Annotated in this window: 17 protein-coding genes, 1 pseudogene and 1 riboswitch; of the genes and pseudogenes, 5 read left to right on the top strand and 13 right to left on the bottom strand. The window is 40.9% G+C overall.

From position 1 onward, the window contains the following. Nucleotides 1-14: 14 nt before the first annotated feature. Nucleotides 15-169: riboswitch (cobalamin riboswitch) on the bottom strand. Between the two features lie 191 nt (nucleotides 170-360). Both EXT43_RS02110 and EXT43_RS02105 read right to left on the bottom strand, forming a co-directional pair. Next, a complete protein-coding gene (locus tag EXT43_RS02110; RefSeq protein ID WP_054551105.1) occupies nucleotides 361-600 on the bottom strand; it encodes a hypothetical protein in 240 nt (79 codons plus the stop codon). A gap of 143 nt (nucleotides 601-743) precedes the next feature. Further along, nucleotides 744-1,226, bottom strand: coding sequence for a YajQ family cyclic di-GMP-binding protein (locus EXT43_RS02105; RefSeq protein WP_054551104.1), 483 nt, complete (start codon nucleotides 1,224-1,226; stop codon nucleotides 744-746). 158 nt (nucleotides 1,227-1,384) lie between these two features. Between EXT43_RS02105 and EXT43_RS02100 the strand changes: the two genes are divergently transcribed. Both EXT43_RS02100 and EXT43_RS02095 read left to right on the top strand, forming a co-directional pair. After that, entirely contained in the window at nucleotides 1,385-1,735 is a 351-nt protein-coding gene (locus EXT43_RS02100) for a VanZ family protein (protein WP_055021578.1), read from the top strand. Continuing rightward, the gene (locus EXT43_RS02095; protein ID WP_130166240.1) at nucleotides 1,728-2,621 is read left to right on the top strand and encodes a 2-dehydropantoate 2-reductase; all 894 of its coding nucleotides are present in this window, start codon (nucleotides 1,728-1,730) and stop codon (nucleotides 2,619-2,621) included. The genes EXT43_RS02100 and EXT43_RS02095 overlap by 8 nt, the downstream gene beginning before the upstream one ends. 117 nt (nucleotides 2,622-2,738) lie before the next feature. Here the strand turns inward: EXT43_RS02095 and thiI are convergent, their stop codons facing one another. Both thiI and EXT43_RS02085 read right to left on the bottom strand, forming a co-directional pair. Then, on the bottom strand, nucleotides 2,739-4,196 hold the full coding sequence (gene thiI, locus EXT43_RS02090) for a tRNA uracil 4-sulfurtransferase ThiI (RefSeq protein ID WP_130166239.1): 1,458 nt from the start codon (nucleotides 4,194-4,196) through the stop codon (nucleotides 2,739-2,741). Between the two features lie 108 nt (nucleotides 4,197-4,304). Further along, nucleotides 4,305-4,958 (bottom strand): TetR/AcrR family transcriptional regulator, encoded by a 654-nt coding sequence (locus tag EXT43_RS02085; RefSeq protein ID WP_054560933.1) that lies wholly within the window; start codon nucleotides 4,956-4,958, stop codon nucleotides 4,305-4,307. A gap of 217 nt (nucleotides 4,959-5,175) precedes the next feature. Here EXT43_RS02085 and coaD point away from each other — a divergent pair, with 217 nt between their 5' ends. Together coaD and EXT43_RS02075 are read left to right on the top strand one after the other, a co-directional pair. Continuing rightward, the gene (gene coaD / locus EXT43_RS02080) at nucleotides 5,176-5,658 is read left to right on the top strand and encodes a pantetheine-phosphate adenylyltransferase (protein WP_130166238.1); all 483 of its coding nucleotides are present in this window, start codon (nucleotides 5,176-5,178) and stop codon (nucleotides 5,656-5,658) included. After that, nucleotides 5,655-7,031, top strand: coding sequence for a capsule assembly Wzi family protein (locus tag EXT43_RS02075; protein WP_130166237.1), 1,377 nt, complete (start codon nucleotides 5,655-5,657; stop codon nucleotides 7,029-7,031). The genes coaD and EXT43_RS02075 overlap by 4 nt, the downstream gene beginning before the upstream one ends. Nucleotides 7,032-7,041: 10 nt before the next feature. On the opposite strand, the gene EXT43_RS02070 is transcribed toward EXT43_RS02075, so the two are convergent. The 8 genes and pseudogenes from EXT43_RS02070 to argC all read right to left on the bottom strand — a co-directional run bounded on the left by EXT43_RS02070 (nucleotide 7,042) and on the right by argC (nucleotide 14,919). Then, entirely contained in the window at nucleotides 7,042-7,575 is a 534-nt protein-coding gene (locus EXT43_RS02070; protein ID WP_062566414.1) for a hypothetical protein, read from the bottom strand. A 508-nt stretch (nucleotides 7,576-8,083) separates the two neighbouring features. Beyond that, complete coding sequence (locus tag EXT43_RS02065) at nucleotides 8,084-8,614, bottom strand: hypothetical protein (RefSeq protein ID WP_058585809.1); 531 nt, start codon at nucleotides 8,612-8,614, stop codon at nucleotides 8,084-8,086. Nucleotides 8,615-8,632: 18 nt separating this feature from the next. Beyond that, nucleotides 8,633-8,839: a hypothetical protein gene (locus EXT43_RS02060; protein WP_062566416.1), complete on the bottom strand. Its 207-nt coding sequence runs from the start codon at nucleotides 8,837-8,839 to the stop codon at nucleotides 8,633-8,635. 251 nt (nucleotides 8,840-9,090) lie between these two features. Continuing rightward, nucleotides 9,091-10,955, bottom strand: a pseudogene (gene argH / locus EXT43_RS02050) (argininosuccinate lyase). Between the two features lie 52 nt (nucleotides 10,956-11,007). After that, entirely contained in the window at nucleotides 11,008-12,210 is a 1,203-nt protein-coding gene (locus EXT43_RS02045) for an argininosuccinate synthase (RefSeq protein ID WP_054551091.1), read from the bottom strand. A gap of 9 nt (nucleotides 12,211-12,219) precedes the next feature. Further along, nucleotides 12,220-13,140: an ornithine carbamoyltransferase gene (locus EXT43_RS02040; RefSeq protein ID WP_054560941.1), complete on the bottom strand. Its 921-nt coding sequence runs from the start codon at nucleotides 13,138-13,140 to the stop codon at nucleotides 12,220-12,222. Nucleotides 13,141-13,147: 7 nt separating this feature from the next. Beyond that, on the bottom strand, nucleotides 13,148-13,909 hold the full coding sequence (gene argB / locus EXT43_RS02035) for an acetylglutamate kinase (protein WP_130166236.1): 762 nt from the start codon (nucleotides 13,907-13,909) through the stop codon (nucleotides 13,148-13,150). Continuing rightward, entirely contained in the window at nucleotides 13,909-14,919 is a 1,011-nt protein-coding gene (gene argC, locus EXT43_RS02030; RefSeq protein ID WP_130166235.1) for an N-acetyl-gamma-glutamyl-phosphate reductase, read from the bottom strand. Before argC ends, argB begins: the two co-directional genes overlap by 1 nt. Nucleotides 14,920-15,140: 221 nt before the next feature. Here argC and argE point away from each other — a divergent pair, with 221 nt between their 5' ends. Further along, a complete protein-coding gene (gene argE / locus EXT43_RS02025; RefSeq protein ID WP_130166234.1) occupies nucleotides 15,141-16,292 on the top strand; it encodes an acetylornithine deacetylase in 1,152 nt (383 codons plus the stop codon). Between the two features lie 19 nt (nucleotides 16,293-16,311). Here the strand turns inward: argE and panP are convergent, their stop codons facing one another. Then, nucleotides 16,312-17,940 carry a pyridoxal-dependent aspartate 1-decarboxylase PanP gene (gene panP, locus EXT43_RS02020; RefSeq protein ID WP_130166233.1) on the bottom strand — a complete coding sequence of 543 codons (1,629 nt, stop codon included), beginning with the start codon at nucleotides 17,938-17,940 and terminating at the stop codon, nucleotides 16,312-16,314. Nucleotides 17,941-18,185 lie beyond the last annotated feature (245 nt).

Below are 18,185 nucleotides of genomic sequence, written 5' to 3'. Positions count from 1 at the left end.
CCACCGCACACGCGAATAGTAAGTTACTTCAAGGCCGGTCTCCGGACTCTGTAAATGCATGGCATATACATTACCGTTGCGGGGGCAGTGTTGGCATTGTTTTCTCCCTGAAAACGCACCGACTTCCCGATTATCTTGCGACTATTTCACCCTTTGAAATAAAACGTATCAGAAGATACAGCAAGCACCTCGAAAATAGGCCGTTATTGTGATGATTTTGGGGAAGAAAGTCAATGGACGGCTATACTTCTAAACCAAAGTTTTAAGTCTAAAGCTTCAAGCTGCAAGTTAAGTGCTAAGGTGTAAGCCGAAAGTAAAAAAGCCAATCAGCATGGCTGATTGGCTTTTATAAAACAATGATTACCAGAAATACTCATGAGGTTTCGAGTTTCCTAACGGAAAAACAATTCCTTCTGGGTCAGCACCATTCAGCACAAGCTTACAAAGAGCTTTATTTAAACGTCTTCTTGGCTTGGTCATCGTCATTTTTACCCACCAACTTGGTGTTTGTTGGTAAAAATAAGTACTGTGCGGGCCTGTGTATTTTCTGTTTATTTTACCGTGTTTATTACGATCTATTGCTTTGTTTTTTACTGACATAAATATCCTCTAGCTGAAAATAGCTAGAAGATATCTTTTTCTCTGTAACCTAATATTTGTCTCAAAATACGCTCCTTGTAAAGTTCAGAAACTTGTAGGCTTATAGCTTAAAACTTACAGCTTAAAGCTAAAAACATAGAGTATTAATCGCGGAAGTTTTTGAACTGGAATGGTTGACCTAAATCAGCAGTACGAACAACTTGCATTGCTTCTTGTAAATCATCACGCTTTTTACCAGTTACACGTAATTCTTCACCTTGAATAGCAGCTTGTACTTTGATCTTTGAGTCTTTGATTAACTTAACGATTTTCTTCGCTACGTCTTTTTCGATACCTTGCTTAAGAGCAACGTCACGCATTACGTATTTACCGCTACGCGACTCATCTTTAAGCTCAAGGCTAGATACATCTAAGCCACGCTTTGAAATTTTCGCAGCAAGAATGTCAAAAAGTTGCATAACTTGTTGTGGTGCTTCTGCTTTTAACTTGATTACTTTGTCACTTAGTTCGATTGATGCATCAACACCACGAAAATCAAAACGCGTCTCTAGTTCACGCTTTGCATTATCTACTGCATTCTGCGCTTCGTTCATTTCTACTTCAGAAACAATATCAAATGAAGGCATGGGGTTCTCCTAACATAGTCTTTTTTAAATTCATTTATGGTTGGCAATTATAACGCTTATTTGTCGATTCTTTCTATTTTTATCCGACTTGTTCAGGTGCGATGCAAAAATTGTTTGATATACTGGCCATTCAATTTCGGCATTTTTTAGGGTTTATTGTGACAAGGCGTGTTTACCAAGTTATCTTTTTAGCCAGCATTATTGGCTTTACTATTTTATTTGCCAAAGAAATTAAAGGGGTGAGCAACCTCTTTCCACACGTTGATAAAGTGGCGCATTTTGGTATTTTCTTTGTACTGGCCATGGTGATGGACAAAGCCTTTAAATTGCCACTAATGGTGCAAATTTTACTGTTAGCTGGATATGGTGCAGCCATAGAGTTTATGCAAGATATGCTGCCTTACCGTCAAGCTTCGGTTGGGGATTTTGTAGCTGATTTTATTGGTGCTGTAAGTTACTTTATTATTAAACTTGGTTTTCATTTAGGTAGCAAGCAACGTAATGGCTAACATTTTAATTGTTGGCGACGGTGCAATTGGCCTATTGTTTAGTCATTTTTTATCAGCACAACATGACATTACATTACTGACCCGTAAGCCGACCCTGACCACGCGTTTTTATCAAGCGAGTAATGGTAAATCACACCCAATTAAGGCTCGCCTTATTCACCACAAAGAGCTAAGCCAATCCGCCCCCTTTGACTTGGTGTTAATAACAGTAAAAGCATTTCAGGTGCAAACTGCCTTTGGACAAGTAGAACCTTATCTCAGTAAAACATGCCAAATCATTCTTTCTCACAATGGCATGGGGAATGTCGATGAGCTCAATGCCCAGCTTTTAAACACGCAAGGGTTAGCGTTTTTAACAACGCGTTTAGCTGGTTTTAAAACAACGCCTTATAGTGTAAGCCATACAGGTAATGGCGAAAGTGTGTTAGGTGCATGTAATGCAGCTGCAAGCAAAAACCTCGGTGAGCTTAAGCAGCAGTTTAGTTACTTACCACACTTTTCTGTGAGCGATGATATTCACTCATTGCGATGGCAAAAACTGTTAGTGAATATTGCAATTAACCCGTTAACAGCGATTCATAACGTAAAAAATGGCCAGCTACGTGCACCGCAATTTAGCACGCGCATAATCAATTTACTTAGTGAAGCATGCCTGGTCGCCAATAAACAAGGGGTCAAAGTAAAACTCAGCGAGGCGCTGGATCAAGCCTATTCTGTGATGACAGCCACCGCTGAAAACTTTTCTTCTATGCAGCAAGACATCAGCCATAATCGAGAATCTGAAATTGATGCAATTTGTGGTTATGTGTGCGAGCAAGGCGCTAAGTTAGGGGTAAAAACTCCCTATAATCAGGCCATGCTGAGCATGATAAAAATAAAAAGTTAATGAGCTAGGAAAGTTTCAAGGGGAAAGGAGAAAGAGTAAAGTTACTTGCTTCTCGTTTCTCGTAACTATTTCAGACATTAAAAAAGCGCGAACATGTCGCGCTTTTATTAGCATCCCTTACGGACGATACACTTTGACGTTGTTGTAGCCTTCTTCGTGCAAGATCAGCGCTTGTAGCTGGCTCATCACACCTTTAGCACAATATAAGTAATATTCTTTATCTTTTGGTAAGTCACCAAATTTAGTTGCTAAGCGGAAGAAAGGTAAATGTACAACTTCAATACCTTCAAGCTCTAATGGGTTTGCATCTTCTTCTTCAGGTGAGCGAATATCAACAACAACCGACCCTTCAGGTAAATCAGATACAGACTCAGCTTCTTTCACTTCTTCTTTTGCTTCGGTGTCGATATCGCGAATATCCATCACACGCGCATTTTCAACAACTGTATTTAGCACGTCGAAGTCAAACTTAGCTTCTTCGGCAAGAATAGTTTTGATTTTAGCTTTAACTGTTGGCTTTTTAGAAATCACGCCACAGTATTCAGGCATGCTTTCTGCCATCTCAGCTGTGCCGATTTGACGCGCAATATTGATAATATCTTGCTTGTCGTGTTGGATTAACGGGCGAATGATTAAAGTTTCCGTCACACGGTCAATCACACTCAAATTAGCCAATGTTTGGCTTGATACCTGACCAATACTTTCGCCTGTTACCAGTGCTTGTACACCTAGTTTTTCTGCAACTTGGCTACCGGCACGCATCATCATACGCTTAAGCACAACACCCATTTGGCTGTTTTCAACGTTTTCTAAAATCTCAGCAACAACAGGTTCAAAATCAACAGTAACAAACTTCACTTTATGAGTAGAGCTAAACTGTTTCCAGATATAATAACTCGCCTGCTTAACACCGATTTCGTGCGCAGCACCACCTAAGTTAAAGAACAAGAAGTGAGTACGCGCACCTTTACGGATCATTTGATAGCTGGCAACACCAGAGTCGAAGCCACCCGACATAAGCGATAATACATCTTCTTGTGTTGGCAGCGGGAAGCCCGCCATACCTAAGTGAGTTTGAGTAACAATGTATGCTTTATCATCACGTACTTCTAAGCGAACAGTCACTTCAGGGTGAGATAATTTAACGCGCGCACCTTCAACATGCTGGTTTAAACCACCACCTACGTAACGCTCTACATCGCTCGATGTGAAATCATGCTTACCAGAACGTTTACAACGCACACAGAAGGTTTTGCCCGCAATAGTGTGGCCGATTAGTTCAAGTGCTTTTTGGTAAATATCGTCGATTGAGTCGAAGTCTGTTTCTGTTACTTCAATAAACTGTACGATACCTGGAATGCGTTTTAAGCCATCGATAATATCTAAGCGAACTTGCTCAGATTCTAGCAAGCTAACAACAGAGATATTGTCCCAGTTGTTTCTTACCTGAACTTTTTCGTCAACACGACGCAAAACGATCTTAATGTTATTTTCTAATAACTTGGTAAAACGCTTACGAACAGATTTACTCTTGATCGCGATTTCAGGGTGTAATTTGACGATAAATTTAAGCATAGTTCACTCTTAGACTGTGGATTTCACACGCCCTGAGGTATAGCAACCTCAAGGGCGCGCGATTATAACAAAAATTATAGCGTCTAGGAAATAAACTGCTTTGCGGGATTATTGTTCGCTTTGCTCTGTTTCAGCAAGGGCTAAATACTTAGCTCTTAATTGGTTAACTTGCTCTAGGTGTTGCTCGGTGCAATGAGCTTTTAATAGCAGTAATACTTTTAAAATACCGTTATAAATATCAGCTCTGGCAAGTTCACCACTTAAGCGACGAGCTTTGATGTAAGGCGTCCAAAAGCTCACGGTCATTTTAAGCATATGCGCAAGTTCTGTAACATCTTCGTCTTCAATGCAAATAACACCACCTTCACGTAATGCAAACAGCACATCTTTGACTTGCTCTAAAAGCTCAGCTTGAAACGCAATATAGCCTTTTTTCAGCTCTTCATCACGAGATAAAATATCGCCTAAGTTGTCGTAGAAAAACTGAAAACGCCACATTAATTCAAACAGTGAATCTAGATAACCGGCTAGATTCTCTAGCGCATCATCATCAGGCGTCAAAGGCTTAAAGTGTGTGTGTAAGTGGTCGCTATACAAAGCAAATATGTGACGAATAATATCTTCTTTATTTTTAAAGTGATAATACAAGTTACCTGGACTTATCCCCATATGCGAAGCGATATGATTGGTTGTTATGGCACGCTCACCGTGGCGATTAAATAACTCGATGCTGGTGTGTATGATCTTGTCCTTTGTGCTCATAGCCTAATTACTCTGTTTTTTATGATTATTACGTTCCCCAGCCGAGCAGTATAAACAAATGCGCGGCAATTAAATACTACCTTGAAAAATATTAACCTCAATCGGTTTAGTACCTTATATAGGTGAAGGTTCCTAATCCGATACGCGTATTTTCGAAGCTGCATAGTCGAGAAAACACTGTTAATATAGCAGGCAAATTTATAAATCGCTGAATGTTATGAACGTTACTGCAATCTATCCGGGCACTTTCGACCCACTTACAAATGGCCATACAGACTTAATTCATCGCGCGGCAAAAATGTTCGATAAAGTGATTGTTGCCATTGCGCATAATCCAAGTAAACAACCTTGCTTTACCCTTGATGAGCGCGTTGAACTTGCTAATAAGATTTTGGCGCACCTTGATAATGTGAGTGTGATTGGTTTTTCTGGCTTATTGGCTGATTTAGCTCGCGACCACAATGCCGAAGTGCTTATTCGTGGAATTCGTGCGGTGTCTGACTTTGACTATGAATTTCAGTTAGCGAATATGAATCGTCGCCTAAACCCAGATCTAGAAAGTGTATTTTTAACACCGGCAGAAAAAAATTCATTTATTTCATCGACACTCGTCAAAGAAGTCGCACGCCACAATGGCGATGTGAGCGAGTTTGTTGACCCTATTGTAGCTAAAGCCTTACAGGATAAAATTCACGGATGAAATTAAAAAAGTTCATTAGCTTAACTGCATTACTAATGATCTCTGCACCAAGTGTTGCTGGGCCATGGATAGAAAGTGACGACCCTTTACTTCGCGCTTCAATCGAAATGCTATTTAACCAAGGCATTATTAAACAGCCTATTAATAGCTACCCATTAATGTGGCAAGGTATCGCACGCGACCTAGACGTTGCCAATACCAGCCAACTAGATGAACGAAGCTTATTTGCCTACCAGCATGTTAAGCATGCCCTTGATAATGCTAAACAAAAAAGCAGCTCAGGTATTCGCCTAAACTACAACAGCGAACCTCTCGCTCAGCAAGGTTTTGGTAAACGCCACCAGCAAGAAAACGGTGTAAATAGTTATGGTTCAATCACAGGGAAGCGTGTTAGCGCTAAAGTCAGTGTAAATTACGCCGATGACGCCCTTGATAAGCAGCATGTTACTTACCAAGATAGCTATTTAGCCGTACTCCTGGGTAATTGGTCACTTAGTGCGGAGCAAGTAAGCCATTGGTGGGGGCCAAGTAACGATAACGCCCTACTACTATCAAATAATGCGGCGCCCATGAAAGGCGTGCGCTTTACCAGAGCAAATACACAATATGTCGGTCCAACTTGGTTATCATTTATCGGTAACTGGCAGTTAACGGGTATTTACGCCAAACAAAAGCCATATCTAAATAACTCAGATGACGGTGACTTTTGGGCGCTCCGATTTGCAAGCACCCCATTAACAGGCCTTGAAATAGCAATTAACAGTGCAGGCTCTGATTATTTAACTAACCTAGAAATTGACCCTGTTACACTCGAAAGCAATGAATCAACACATCGTTTAACTAGTTTAGATGTTAAGTACTCAACCACTTTAGCGGCTCAACCTATTGCTTTTTATGCTGAGGTAATGGGTCGAAATGAAAGTGGCTTAGCACCGAGCGAGCCATTTTATACACTGGGTGTTGAAAGCTATTTTGGCTCGAAAGAGAGCCTATTAAAAAGCTATTTTGAATACTCAAATACAGAACAAACTTGTGAGCAAATTAGCGATTGCGTATATGGCTCTGGTAGCTATACACAACGCTCGCGCTTAATTGGCAGCTCAACACCACTACAAAGTAAATCGGCTATCCTTGGCGCCTATTACCACACTCTAAACGGTTATGGTGGCCATGCTAAGCTTCGTTGGATTGAAAGCGAAACCAAACACGCTGAGCTCGCGTCAGATATGAGTCAGCTGCAGTTAGAACTCGGTTATCAGCAATCTGTGTTTAACGGCCTGTGGAAAGTGACAGGGCTTGTTTCAAAAGATGAAATTGGTGATGAGTCAGAAACAAACACAGCACTTAGAACCAGTTGGGAATACCGCTTTTAACTAATTGAGGTTAAGCTGGTTCAGCTTGACCTCGAATTCGCCTATAAAGCTTCACAAGCCCTAAAAAATCTTTATTACTGAAAAGTGCGATGAGCATCATTGCATCCATAATATTGACAGTAACCGTATAAAAGCCCCATAACCACCACTCTTCGGTATTCTCAAGTATATTAATATCTATATACATGCTGATAAAAAGAGAGCTGTTAATTAATAAACCTAATAACACATAGAGTTTTGCAGGGTAACTATCGATCGATTTACCTTTAGATATAAGCAGTATTGCACCAATACAGGTGAGATCTAGAACTGTCCAAACTACATAGGCAGTTGCATAACTCATCGACTCTATCTGGAAAGTAGCTGAAGTTAGTGGATCTGAGGCTAAATAAGACAAAAACATTGTTAGCGAAATCCACATTAAAGTTTTATCACCATTGGGAACTATTGATTTACTAACCATGTTATATAGGAAAGCCATCAGAAATCCCCACATAATAAATGTTGCTAGATAAGCACTTACATACTTATGAAACTCAGCCAAAGCTTTTCACCTTTTCTTTTGAAAAATTCATGCATACAACACGATGAAGCTTTAGAAAATCCTTATTAAAAAGCAACACGAGAATCATAGTGACATCTACAGTGTTTACGCCAAATGAGTACAAAGTCCAAAGAAACCATTCAGATTTGTTTTCGTATATAAAAATATCGATGTATATCGATAACATTAGGATGGAATTGAGAGTAAGTCCGAAGAGGATATATGTTGTTCCGCAAAAGTTAGCTACCTTGGCACAATACATCCAAGATAAGACTAAAGCTATAGTGAGTAAGTCAAAGTAAAACCAGTTCAAATAACTATAAACAGAGAGTTTAACGAAGCCGCTGATGAAGTATGAAATCATCATAATAAAAGATAAAACAAGAACTCTACTATCTGTTTTATTGATATTAACCGCTAAGTTAAATAAAAAGGCCATCAAAAAGCCCCACTCTATGAAGGCCCCTAACAAGTCCCCCAAAAAAGCATCTATATACATCTTTAAGTTCTATAACTGCTTTTGAAGTTGTTTTGACTTACCTGTACGTAAAAAGCGGTTCTTTAACGCATTTAGACCCAAGATATCTCTATCAACGATGAGTGCGATAATCATCGTAAAATCGAGTAAGTAGACGGTGAATGAGTAAAAGTCCCATAAGAACCAAGGACTTACATTACCAGTAATATGTAAATCATAATACATCAATAATTGAAGTATCGTATTTGAGCAAAGTACAAAAATTACATAGGTAAATGCTGGTGACTTAACACCCTTAATAAAGTAGGTACAACTAAAAATTACAGCTAGGGTAATTACATCATAGATAGCCCAACTAAGGTAGACACTTGAATTATCGAACCAAGAGAATAGATGATCACTTGTAAAGTATGATGCAAAAACAACGAGCGATAGCATTAACAGAACATTATTTCTTTTAGCATTTGCAATCCAGAGAAAGGCATTAAAAAAAAATGCCATCATTAATCCCCATACAACCATTGCAGGAAGAGATAAACCAAAATGTTCTGTTAAATACATCTTTTACTCATAGTGTAATTAATTTGGGCGTTTATCCGGATCTAATACAATGATACCACCGCGTTGGATTTCAGCACCGCCAGATAAAGCCATGGCTTCACTTGATAAAGTTACTGTATCAGATTGCAGGGTTTTATTACTAGTAGTTTGTTCCATAGCTGGCTTTGTTTGTTGCATTTGGCTGTAAGCTTGCATTTGCAATTGGCTATTGTTTGAAACTTGCATAAGTTAATTCCTTTAAGTTAATTGTTTTTTCAGTACAGCTTACAATAGCTTGCAAGCTGAGTTAAGCGTTCTCATTTTTTTGACGCTTTTTTATACTTCATCGCGACGTTGCCACCGCGCTGATAATAAAAGCAATTAACGATCCAACTTTTATAAATTTTGATCTTTTTGATCATAAAAGTCAGCAAATCTAAATTTCAGGCATAAAAAAACGCACAGGGGTAACCGTGCGTTTTTCTCATCCAGGGAATTTAAGCCACGTGTTTACACGGGATCACCGCGCTATTACTTGGCTTTAAAATATATTCCATTGCCACTTCATCGCAGTTCTCTTTGCGAAGGCAAAGCTCACAATCTTTGATCACTTTTTCTGGCAAACTGTCCTTGCTACAAAAGCTGAAACCTTGGCTTGCAAAAAACTCTGGCACTCTTGTCAGGACAATTACCCGACTAAGCGCCAAGCTTTTGGCTTTTTTTAGCAAATGTTCAACAAGTTGACGCCCCTGGCCGGCAATTCGTGATTCGGGGTCCACCCCGAGCGAGCGAATTTCAGCAAGGCCAGTGTCGTAAATATACAGCGAGGCACAGCCTGCAACTTGGTTTTCAACTTCAGTGACAGCAAACTCATTAATTGAGTGAATCATGTCGCTTTTAGCTCGTGGTAGGTTTTCACCTACCGTAGCCCAATGCTGAATTAGCTTAGCAATAGACTCAACATCATTTAAGGTTGCGTCACGTACCGCTATTTGCTGTTTTTTTTTGCGTATTTGATGGCACTAGTTACTTGCTCAAGAGAGGTGCCACCCTGCGCTTGTCTTGCTTTAATACAGGCGTCTATTTCTAATACAGGATATACATCTGATTCGAAAATGCTATGCACAGACTTAAATTGCTCTAAACTTAAATCTTCTAAGTTATTCCCTTGTGCAATAGCCATTTGCACGAGCGTACCAACAATGTGGTGACCTTCTCTAAATGGAATACCTTTAGCCACTAAATAGTCAGCAAGTTCAGTCGCATTTGAGTGACCACCTTTTGCAGCTGCTAATGTTTTATCTGCATTAACTTTAATGCCTTTGATACACGCTTGCGCCATATGAATACATGCCAGCCAAGTTGGCATCGCATCAAATAAGCCCTCCTTGTCCTCTTGCATATCTTTATTGTAAGCAAGTGGTAGGGCTTTTAGTGTCATCATCATGGCACTGAATGCGCCAAAAACACGGCCTGTTTTACCACGGATTAATTCAAGTGCATCTGGGTTTTTCTTTTGCGGCATTAGTGAAGAACCTGATGTCACCCCATCAGAAAGCTCAATAAAGCCCGCTTCACCAGAGTTATAGAAAATTAAATCTTCAGCCATGCGCGACAAGTGGATCATCGAAATCGATGCGCAGCTTAATAGCTCAACTACAAAATCACGATCTGATACAGCATCAAGGCTATTGCGTGTGGCACCGGTAAAACCTAACCCTTCGGCAAGAGTTTGCCTATCAATTGGGTACGCAGTCCCGGCTAATGCACCGCTACCAAGTGGGCAATAATTCATACGATTTTTGGCATCGGTTAAGCGGCTTTCATCACGCTCAAGCATTTCAACATAGGCCATACACCAATGACTAAATAGCACAGGTTGGGCGCGCTGTAAGTGTGTGTAACCAGGTAAAATAGTGCCAAGCTCACGCTCAGCTAAGGCAATAAACTCACCTTTCAGCTCTGCGATTGCTTCAAGAATATGCTCAGCTGTATCACGACACCATAAACGGAAATCTGTTGCTACTTGGTCATTACGGCTACGACCGGTGTGTAACTTTTTAGCAAGGTCACCCACTTTATCAATCAGTGCTGATTCAACATAAGAATGAATATCTTCATGTCCTGCTACAGCAACTGCTTGTGGGTTCGCTTTAACTTCATCTAACAGCTTATTAAGTGCTGCAACTAGGTCATCGTATTCTTGCTGGTTTAAAACGTTTACTTGTTTTAACGCTCCAGCCCAAGCAACTGAACCAATAATGTCTTGCTCTGCAAGTTGATAATCAAAAGGAAGTGAATCGTTGAATTGTTTAAACGCTTCATCTGGACCCGTAGAAAAACGTCCGCCCCATAGTGCCATTGAACTGTCTCCAAATTCGGCTATTGCCCTGCAATGCAGGGCAATAATTAAATTACTTTTTCGTTAGTGCTGAGATTCTGCTTGAAAGCGAGAATAAACGAATGAAGCCTTCTGCATGTGATTGGTCATATACATCATCTTCGCCGAAGGTTGCGAAATCTTCGCTGTATAAGCTATTCGGTGATTTTTTCTGTACCGCAGTGACTTGGCCTTTATAAAGCTTAAGCACTACTTCACCCGTTGCTAACTTAGACAGTGATTCAGCGCCTGCAAGAATCGAGTCTTTTAATGGCGTAAACCAACGACCGTCATAGACTAAGTGAGAGAACTCGCCACCAAGTACTTCTTTCCATTTACGGCTTGATTTATCTAGCACTAGCTCGTCAATAGCTTGAAGAGCAGCCATGATCACAGTGCCCCCTGGTGTTTCATAACAGCCACGCGACTTCATACCCACCAAGCGGTTTTCTACGATATCAACACGACCCACACCATGCGGAGCAGCAATGTCATTTAATTTAACTAAGCAGTCATATGGTTTAAGCGATTCACCATTAACAGCAACCACTTCACCTTCAACAACGTTTAATGTTACATATTCTGCTTCATTGGGTGCTTGCTCTGGCGAGTTAGTCCAAGTCCATACTTGATCACTTGGTTGGCACCATGGATCTTCAAGCTCACCACCTTCGTGAGAAATATGCCAAGCATTCGCATCACGGCTATAAATTTTTGTTGCTGACGCAGAACATGGAATATTACGCTCAGCTAAGTAATCAAGTAATGACTCACGGCTTGATAAGTCCCACTCACGCCATGGTGCAATCACTTTTAGATCTGGTGCAAGGGCTGCGAAACATGACTCAAAACGTACTTGGTCGTTACCTTTACCAGTACAACCATGTGAAAGCGCATCAGCACCTACTTTACGGGCAATTTCAACCTGCGCTTTAGCAATGATTGGACGCGCCATAGATGTACCTAGTAAATAAGTGCCTTCGTAAATAGAACCCGTTTTTAAAGTTGGGTAAATATAGTCGCTGACCATCTCGTCTTTTAAGTCAACGATATGGCATTCCGACGCACCTGAAGCTATGGCTTTTTCTTCAACGCCTTCAAGCTCTTCTGCGCCTTGGCCAACATCAGCAACAAACGCGATTACTTCACAGCCGTAGTTTTCTTTTAACCATGGCACGATTGCCGATGTATCAAGACCACCAGAATAGGCTAATACGACTTTTTTAATTGAACTCATTGGTGTTCCTTAAACAAAATTTGGATTTAATAATGTGACAAGTAGAGCATTTTGCGCGTGCATACGATTCTCTGCTTGTTGGATAATTTTTGATGCTGGGCCATCCATTACCTCAGAGGTAATTTCAAACTCACGATGCGCTGGCTGACAATGCAGTACCGTTTGCGCACCGGTTTTCTCTAGTAGGGCTTGGTTAAGCTGATATGGCATATATTTAGCTTTAACCTGCTCAAGCGGTGTTTTATCACCCATTGAAACCCAGGTATCAGCATAGACTGCATTTGCGCCAACTGCCGCCTCAATTCTGTCACTCACCATGACAGAGGCACCATTCATTGCTGCAATTTGCTCTGCTTGCTTAAGAATTTGCGAATCTGGCGAGCTACCTTTAGGACAAACTGCAACAAAATCAGTGCCTAAAGTAGCGGCTAATAACATTAGAGAGTGTGTAACGTTGTTACCTTCACCTAAGTAAGCAAGCTTTAGTTTGCTAACATCGCCATGGACTTCTTGCAGCGTTAAAAAGTCAGCAAGCGCTTGGCACGGGTGATATAAGTCACATAAGCTATTAACAACAGGCACCGATGAATATTCAGCAAGCGTGGTCAGTGTTTTGTGTGCATTCACGCGAGCAACAATGCCATCAGCCCAAGTTGAGATATTAAGAGCAAAGTCTTTAACCGATTCACGAGCGCCCATGGCACCATTTTGTGAATCTAAATAAACTGCGTGACCACCCAGTTTATTAATACCAATATCAAATGATAAACGAGTACGTAAACTTGGCTTTTCAAACAATGTAACCACTGATTTGCCCGCTAATGCTTGGCTAAAGTCTGTTGGGTTTGCTTTAATTTTTTGCGCTAAATTTAGTAATTTAAGTGCGCCTTTTTGGTCTAATTCAAGACCATTTAAGAAATTCTTTAACATGAAATACCTATGGTGTAATTTTCGTTCCTACATGTTCGCCTTTTAATAAAGCGACTAAGTTCTCTGGCTTCAGCCAGCTTGAGATATACACACCACGTCGTAAATGTTGGGCAGCAAGAAGGCTGGTCTTTACTTTGACCTCCATCCCGCCCTGAATGACTCCTTCAAGGATAAGTGCTTCGATTTGCTGCGTATTAAGTTGATGTAGAGGCTGCTTATTGGCATCAAGCACAGCTTCTACGTCTGTCATAAAAATAAGTTCTGCATTAAGCTCTTTAGCGATAGCCGCTGCAGCTTCATCTGCATTGACGTTGTACCATTGGCCATCTTCCCCAAAGCCAATAGAGCTCACTAGGGGTAAACGACCTTGTTCAAGCATGCTAGGTAGCACGCTGTCACAACTACCCGAACATTGACCTACTTGCGCCAATACTTTAAGTTTTTCAGATACCAGTACACCCGCTTCATAAAGGCTTAAACCCACAGGTTTATGGCCAGCGCTGATTGCTTGGCTCATCAATTGTTTATTAGCACAACCGGCAAGAGCACCAACAATATATGGCATTTGCTCATTTGGGCTGATACGTAAACCTTGATGTTTTGCAGTTACAAAGCCGGCGTCTTTAAGCCAAGCATCCACCAAGGCACCACCACCATGAACAATCACAAAGTTATCTTGTTGCTCAGAAGCTAAAACATCAAAAAGCGCTTTTGCGGCATCTGCGCTATTTAACACTGCACCACCGACTTTAATGATCCAAGTTTTCATTACAGCGCTCCTACTAAACCAGTATGGTGAGGTTCACCCATAGCTAAATTAATGCACTGTAATGCTTGCCCAGCGGCACCTTTTAGGAGGTTATCAATAGCTGACATAACGATGAGTTGCTCACCTTTTTGTTGCCATGCAATATCAACAAATGGCTGTTTAGCCACGCCTTTAATGCTTGGAATTTTATTGCCAAGTAAACGAATTAACGGCTCATTTGCTAATACTTGATAAGCCGCATTCACTTGCTCTGCAGTTACGCCTGGTTTTAATTGCACATAAATAGTTTCTAAAATTCCACGGGGGAAGTTACCCAAATGTGGCGTGAATAGCACAGAGTGACCAAGGTGCTGCTCAATCTCAGGTGTGTGTCTGTGGTTAAACAAGCCATAAGGAGCAAGTGACACTTCGCAAAAGTGCGTATTAACACTGGCTTTTCTACCAGCGCCTGTAACACCTGACACCGCATTAACAATAATGGCTTGATCAGCTAATAAACCCGCTTCTTTAAGTGGTTTTAAAGAATTAAGTGCTGCTGTTGGGTAACAACCCGCTACAGCAACAAGGTTTGCTTTACTAATCGCATCGCTATTCCACTCAGCTAAACCATATGCTGCTTGCTCTAAAAGCTCAGGATGTTCATGTGCGAAACCGTAATAAGTTAGGTAATCCTCATTCCCAGCTAAACGGAAGCCACCTGAAAGGTCGAATACTTTTTTACCCATGGCTAAAAATTGGGGAGCAAGATCAACACTGACCTTGTGATCTGTACACAGGCATACATAGTCAGCATTGCTTTCGATATCTTTATACGCTCCAGCAGTTAGAGGTTGTAGTGGATACTCTAACAATCCAAGGTGCTCAGGGTATAAATCGCTTAATAACTTACCTTTATCTAAACTCCCTTCAGACACATAACATGCTTGTAGGGTCAGTTTTGGATGCTTAGCAACTAAACTTGCCAGCTCTGCGCCGCTATAACCACTCGCGCCAATAATCACTACATTCATTGCTTACTTTTACCTATTAAATCTGTTTATCGATACGCCTAAAATTACTCGCTCAATAGCGAATAAAAACACTGTCTAAAGTAATGAAATCAGGTTATCGTCGTTTCGTGTTCATCGTACAGCTTTACTAATATTTATGCTTAAAAAGTGAATTGATATTCATCATAAATACTTTTATATTGTTATGCAATTAGATTGAATAATTATTTTTGGATTTTTTTATGTCGCTACCCTCTTTTATATCTATGTATCAGCAGCTAATTGCTGCCCCTTCAATTAGTGCGATTGAAGATTCTTTGTGCATGAGCAATAAAGGGGTTATTACCTTGCTCGCAAACTGGTGCGAAAGCCTTGGTTTTACATGTGAAATCACAGAGCTTGAAAACGGTAAAGGCCGTTACAACTTATTAGCGAAACGCGGTGAAGGAGATGGCGGTTTAATGCTTGCAGGTCATACTGATACTGTGCCATTTGATGATAGCCGCTGGAACTACGATCCGTTCAAACTTAGTGAGCATGGCAATAAACTTTATGGTTTAGGTAGTATTGATATGAAGGGCTTTTTTGCCTTTGTATTGCAAGCAATTAGTGAGCTCGATGAAACTAAACAAACAGAGCCACTATTAATTCTAGCCACAGCCGATGAAGAAACTACAATGGCGGGAGCACAACAAATTTGCCGCCATCCAGACTTAAAACCAGCGCGCTGTATTATTGGTGAACCAACTGATATGACACCAGTATTTACTCATAAAGGCCATATGAGTACAGCTATTAGAGTAATTGGTCGCTCAGGCCATAGCTCTGACCCTGAACGTGGTTTAAACGCCATCGAAGTCATGCATAAAATGATTACAAAATTGTTAATCATCAAAGAAGAATTAAAGAATAAATATTCAGTTGAGCACTTTGAAATTCCGTACCCTACTTTGAACCTTGGCCATATCCATGGTGGCGATAATGCCAACCGCATTTGTGGTTGCTGTGAAATGCACATTGATATGCGGCCTTTACCAGGTTTAAGTGTGCAAGAGCTACAAGCGATTTTGCTAACAGCCGCAGAAGAGATTAATGCCCAATACCCAAATGCAGTGAGCGTTATCGACATGCATGAACCTATCCCAGCATTTAGTGGTAGCACTGATACAGCACTTGTAAAGCTGGCCGAAAAAGTCTCAGGTCAACCTGCTGTCGCTGTAAACTATTGTACAGAAGCTCCTTTCATTCAACAGCTTGGCTGTGAAACCATCGTCATGGGACCTGGCTCAATTAACCAAGCCCACCAGCCAGATGAGTTTTTGGCGATGGAAAAAATTAAACCTTCGCAAGCGATTATCAGTAACATGATTAAAGCAAGCTGCTTTAGCGAATAGGAGCATCACGCTCCCTTTTCTAATCCATATACTTACTTAAGTACTTTTTAAATACCGGATCAGTTTTCGCCAGCTCTTTTTGCTCCGCTAAAATATCTTTTAGAATTGCTTTAGAGGTTAACGGGTTGGCTAATACAACGCGAAAAACCACGGTGGGTTGATGGTCATATTTTGCAGGAGTTAAACGAGTACGCGATACAAAAGAACGACCCGCTTCACGCTGACGTTTTTGCATGCTTGCAGTAAAGCGATTCAACGAAGCGTAAATATCTAATTTCGTTTCTTCGTCAGCATCTTTAAGCTTCGCTTGGATTTCTTTTGGTACATAACGATAGGTTAATAAGCAAAGCTCAGGCTCTGAGATTAACTCAAAGTCTTCATCCTGCTTGATCATGTCGGCAAAAGTGCGAGCCTTAACGATACTGCGATCAATTAGCATCTCGTAGCCTTTACGGCCAATAACACGTAAGCAAGCATGCACTAACATTGCCATACCAGGGCGGCTGCCCTCAAGGGTATGACTGCCTAAATCTTTTGAGCCTTTACGAAGAATATATTCCGCATGATGCTCAATAGCATCCGTCGCAGCAGGATCTTTAAATAACACCAGACCAGCCCCCATTGGTACATACATTTGTTTGTGTGCATCAATGGTTATTGAATCAGCGCGTTCGATACCGCTCAATAGGTGGCGATAATTTGAAGATAGTAAGGTTGACCCCCCCCATGCAGCATCGACATGAAAATGACAGCCAAGTTCTTCGCTCAAATCAGCCATTTCATTTAGTGGATCTATGCTGCCTGTTTCAGTCGTACCAGCAACACCCACGAGTGCCATTACCTTAATGCCAGACGCTTCAAGCTCATGGGCCTTTCTACGCATCGCATCGACATCAACTTTATTATTTTCGCCGGTTGCGATTGCGACAATGTTATCGCGACCAATACCCAGTAGATCAACGGTTTTGCCTAATGAGTAATGGCCTCGCTCAGAAACAAGCACAGCTAAGCCTTTATAACCATAATGCAGCATTCCAGCGATTAAACCCTGCGCAGCAATACCTTTATAGTCACCATCCGCTTTTAATAAACGGTTGCGGGCAATCCATAGTGCAGTAATGTTAGCAACAGTGCCACCTGAACAAAATGCGCCTAATGACGTTTTCGCGCTGTGCATCCATTTACTATAAAAGCTGTCGTCTTCACCATATGCAAGGTGATGCATCATGCCCAAAACTTGTCTTTCAAGAGGCGTAAATGCCTTTGAAGTTTCAATTTTTACTAGGTTTTGGTTAAGACCGACCATTAACTTAGAAAGCGGTAACACAAAATGCGGTAATGCTGAGGTCATATGGCCAATAAAGCTCGGCGCAGCGGTATGAACAGAATGAGCAACCAACTGCTCCATAATGTCTTGAGCATAGTCAGATACAAAGGTCGGCTCTTCTGGAATAGTAGCCGTTTGAAAGTCTTTTTCAATTTCGTGCAAAGGCTTTTCGATAGCAGCTATGTTCTCATTTAAGAACCCTGCTAAGTTGCTAGAAATTTCAGATTCGATTTTACTTAATGTCGAGTCTGGTGCTTCTGGCACCGTAAAAATACGAATCAAGCTTTCTTTAGAGGCGACGGCACAACGCTTTTGATCCATCCTAATACCCATAATTAGCAGCTAAAAATGCACCCGATGATGGGACATCTGGGTAAGCACTTTTGCGGCACTGTTTCTACGAAATTGGCTAACTTTACTGGAATATCACGAAAATGTCTCGCATAAAGCAAAAAAGCGCTAATTTCGATGACAAAAAAGTGATCGGTTAATGAAATTTGCAGTCATTTTATACTATCAGACACGCTTTTTTTGAGTATAATCAAACGATAACTGCTAAGGGAACC

The organism is Pseudoalteromonas sp. CO109Y (assembly GCF_004208935.1).
GTDB classification, from domain to species: Bacteria; Pseudomonadota; Gammaproteobacteria; order Enterobacterales; family Alteromonadaceae; genus Pseudoalteromonas; species Pseudoalteromonas shioyasakiensis.
The sequence above is the reverse complement of the archived record's forward strand: the minus strand, read 5'-3'. Positions and strand labels throughout refer to the sequence as shown.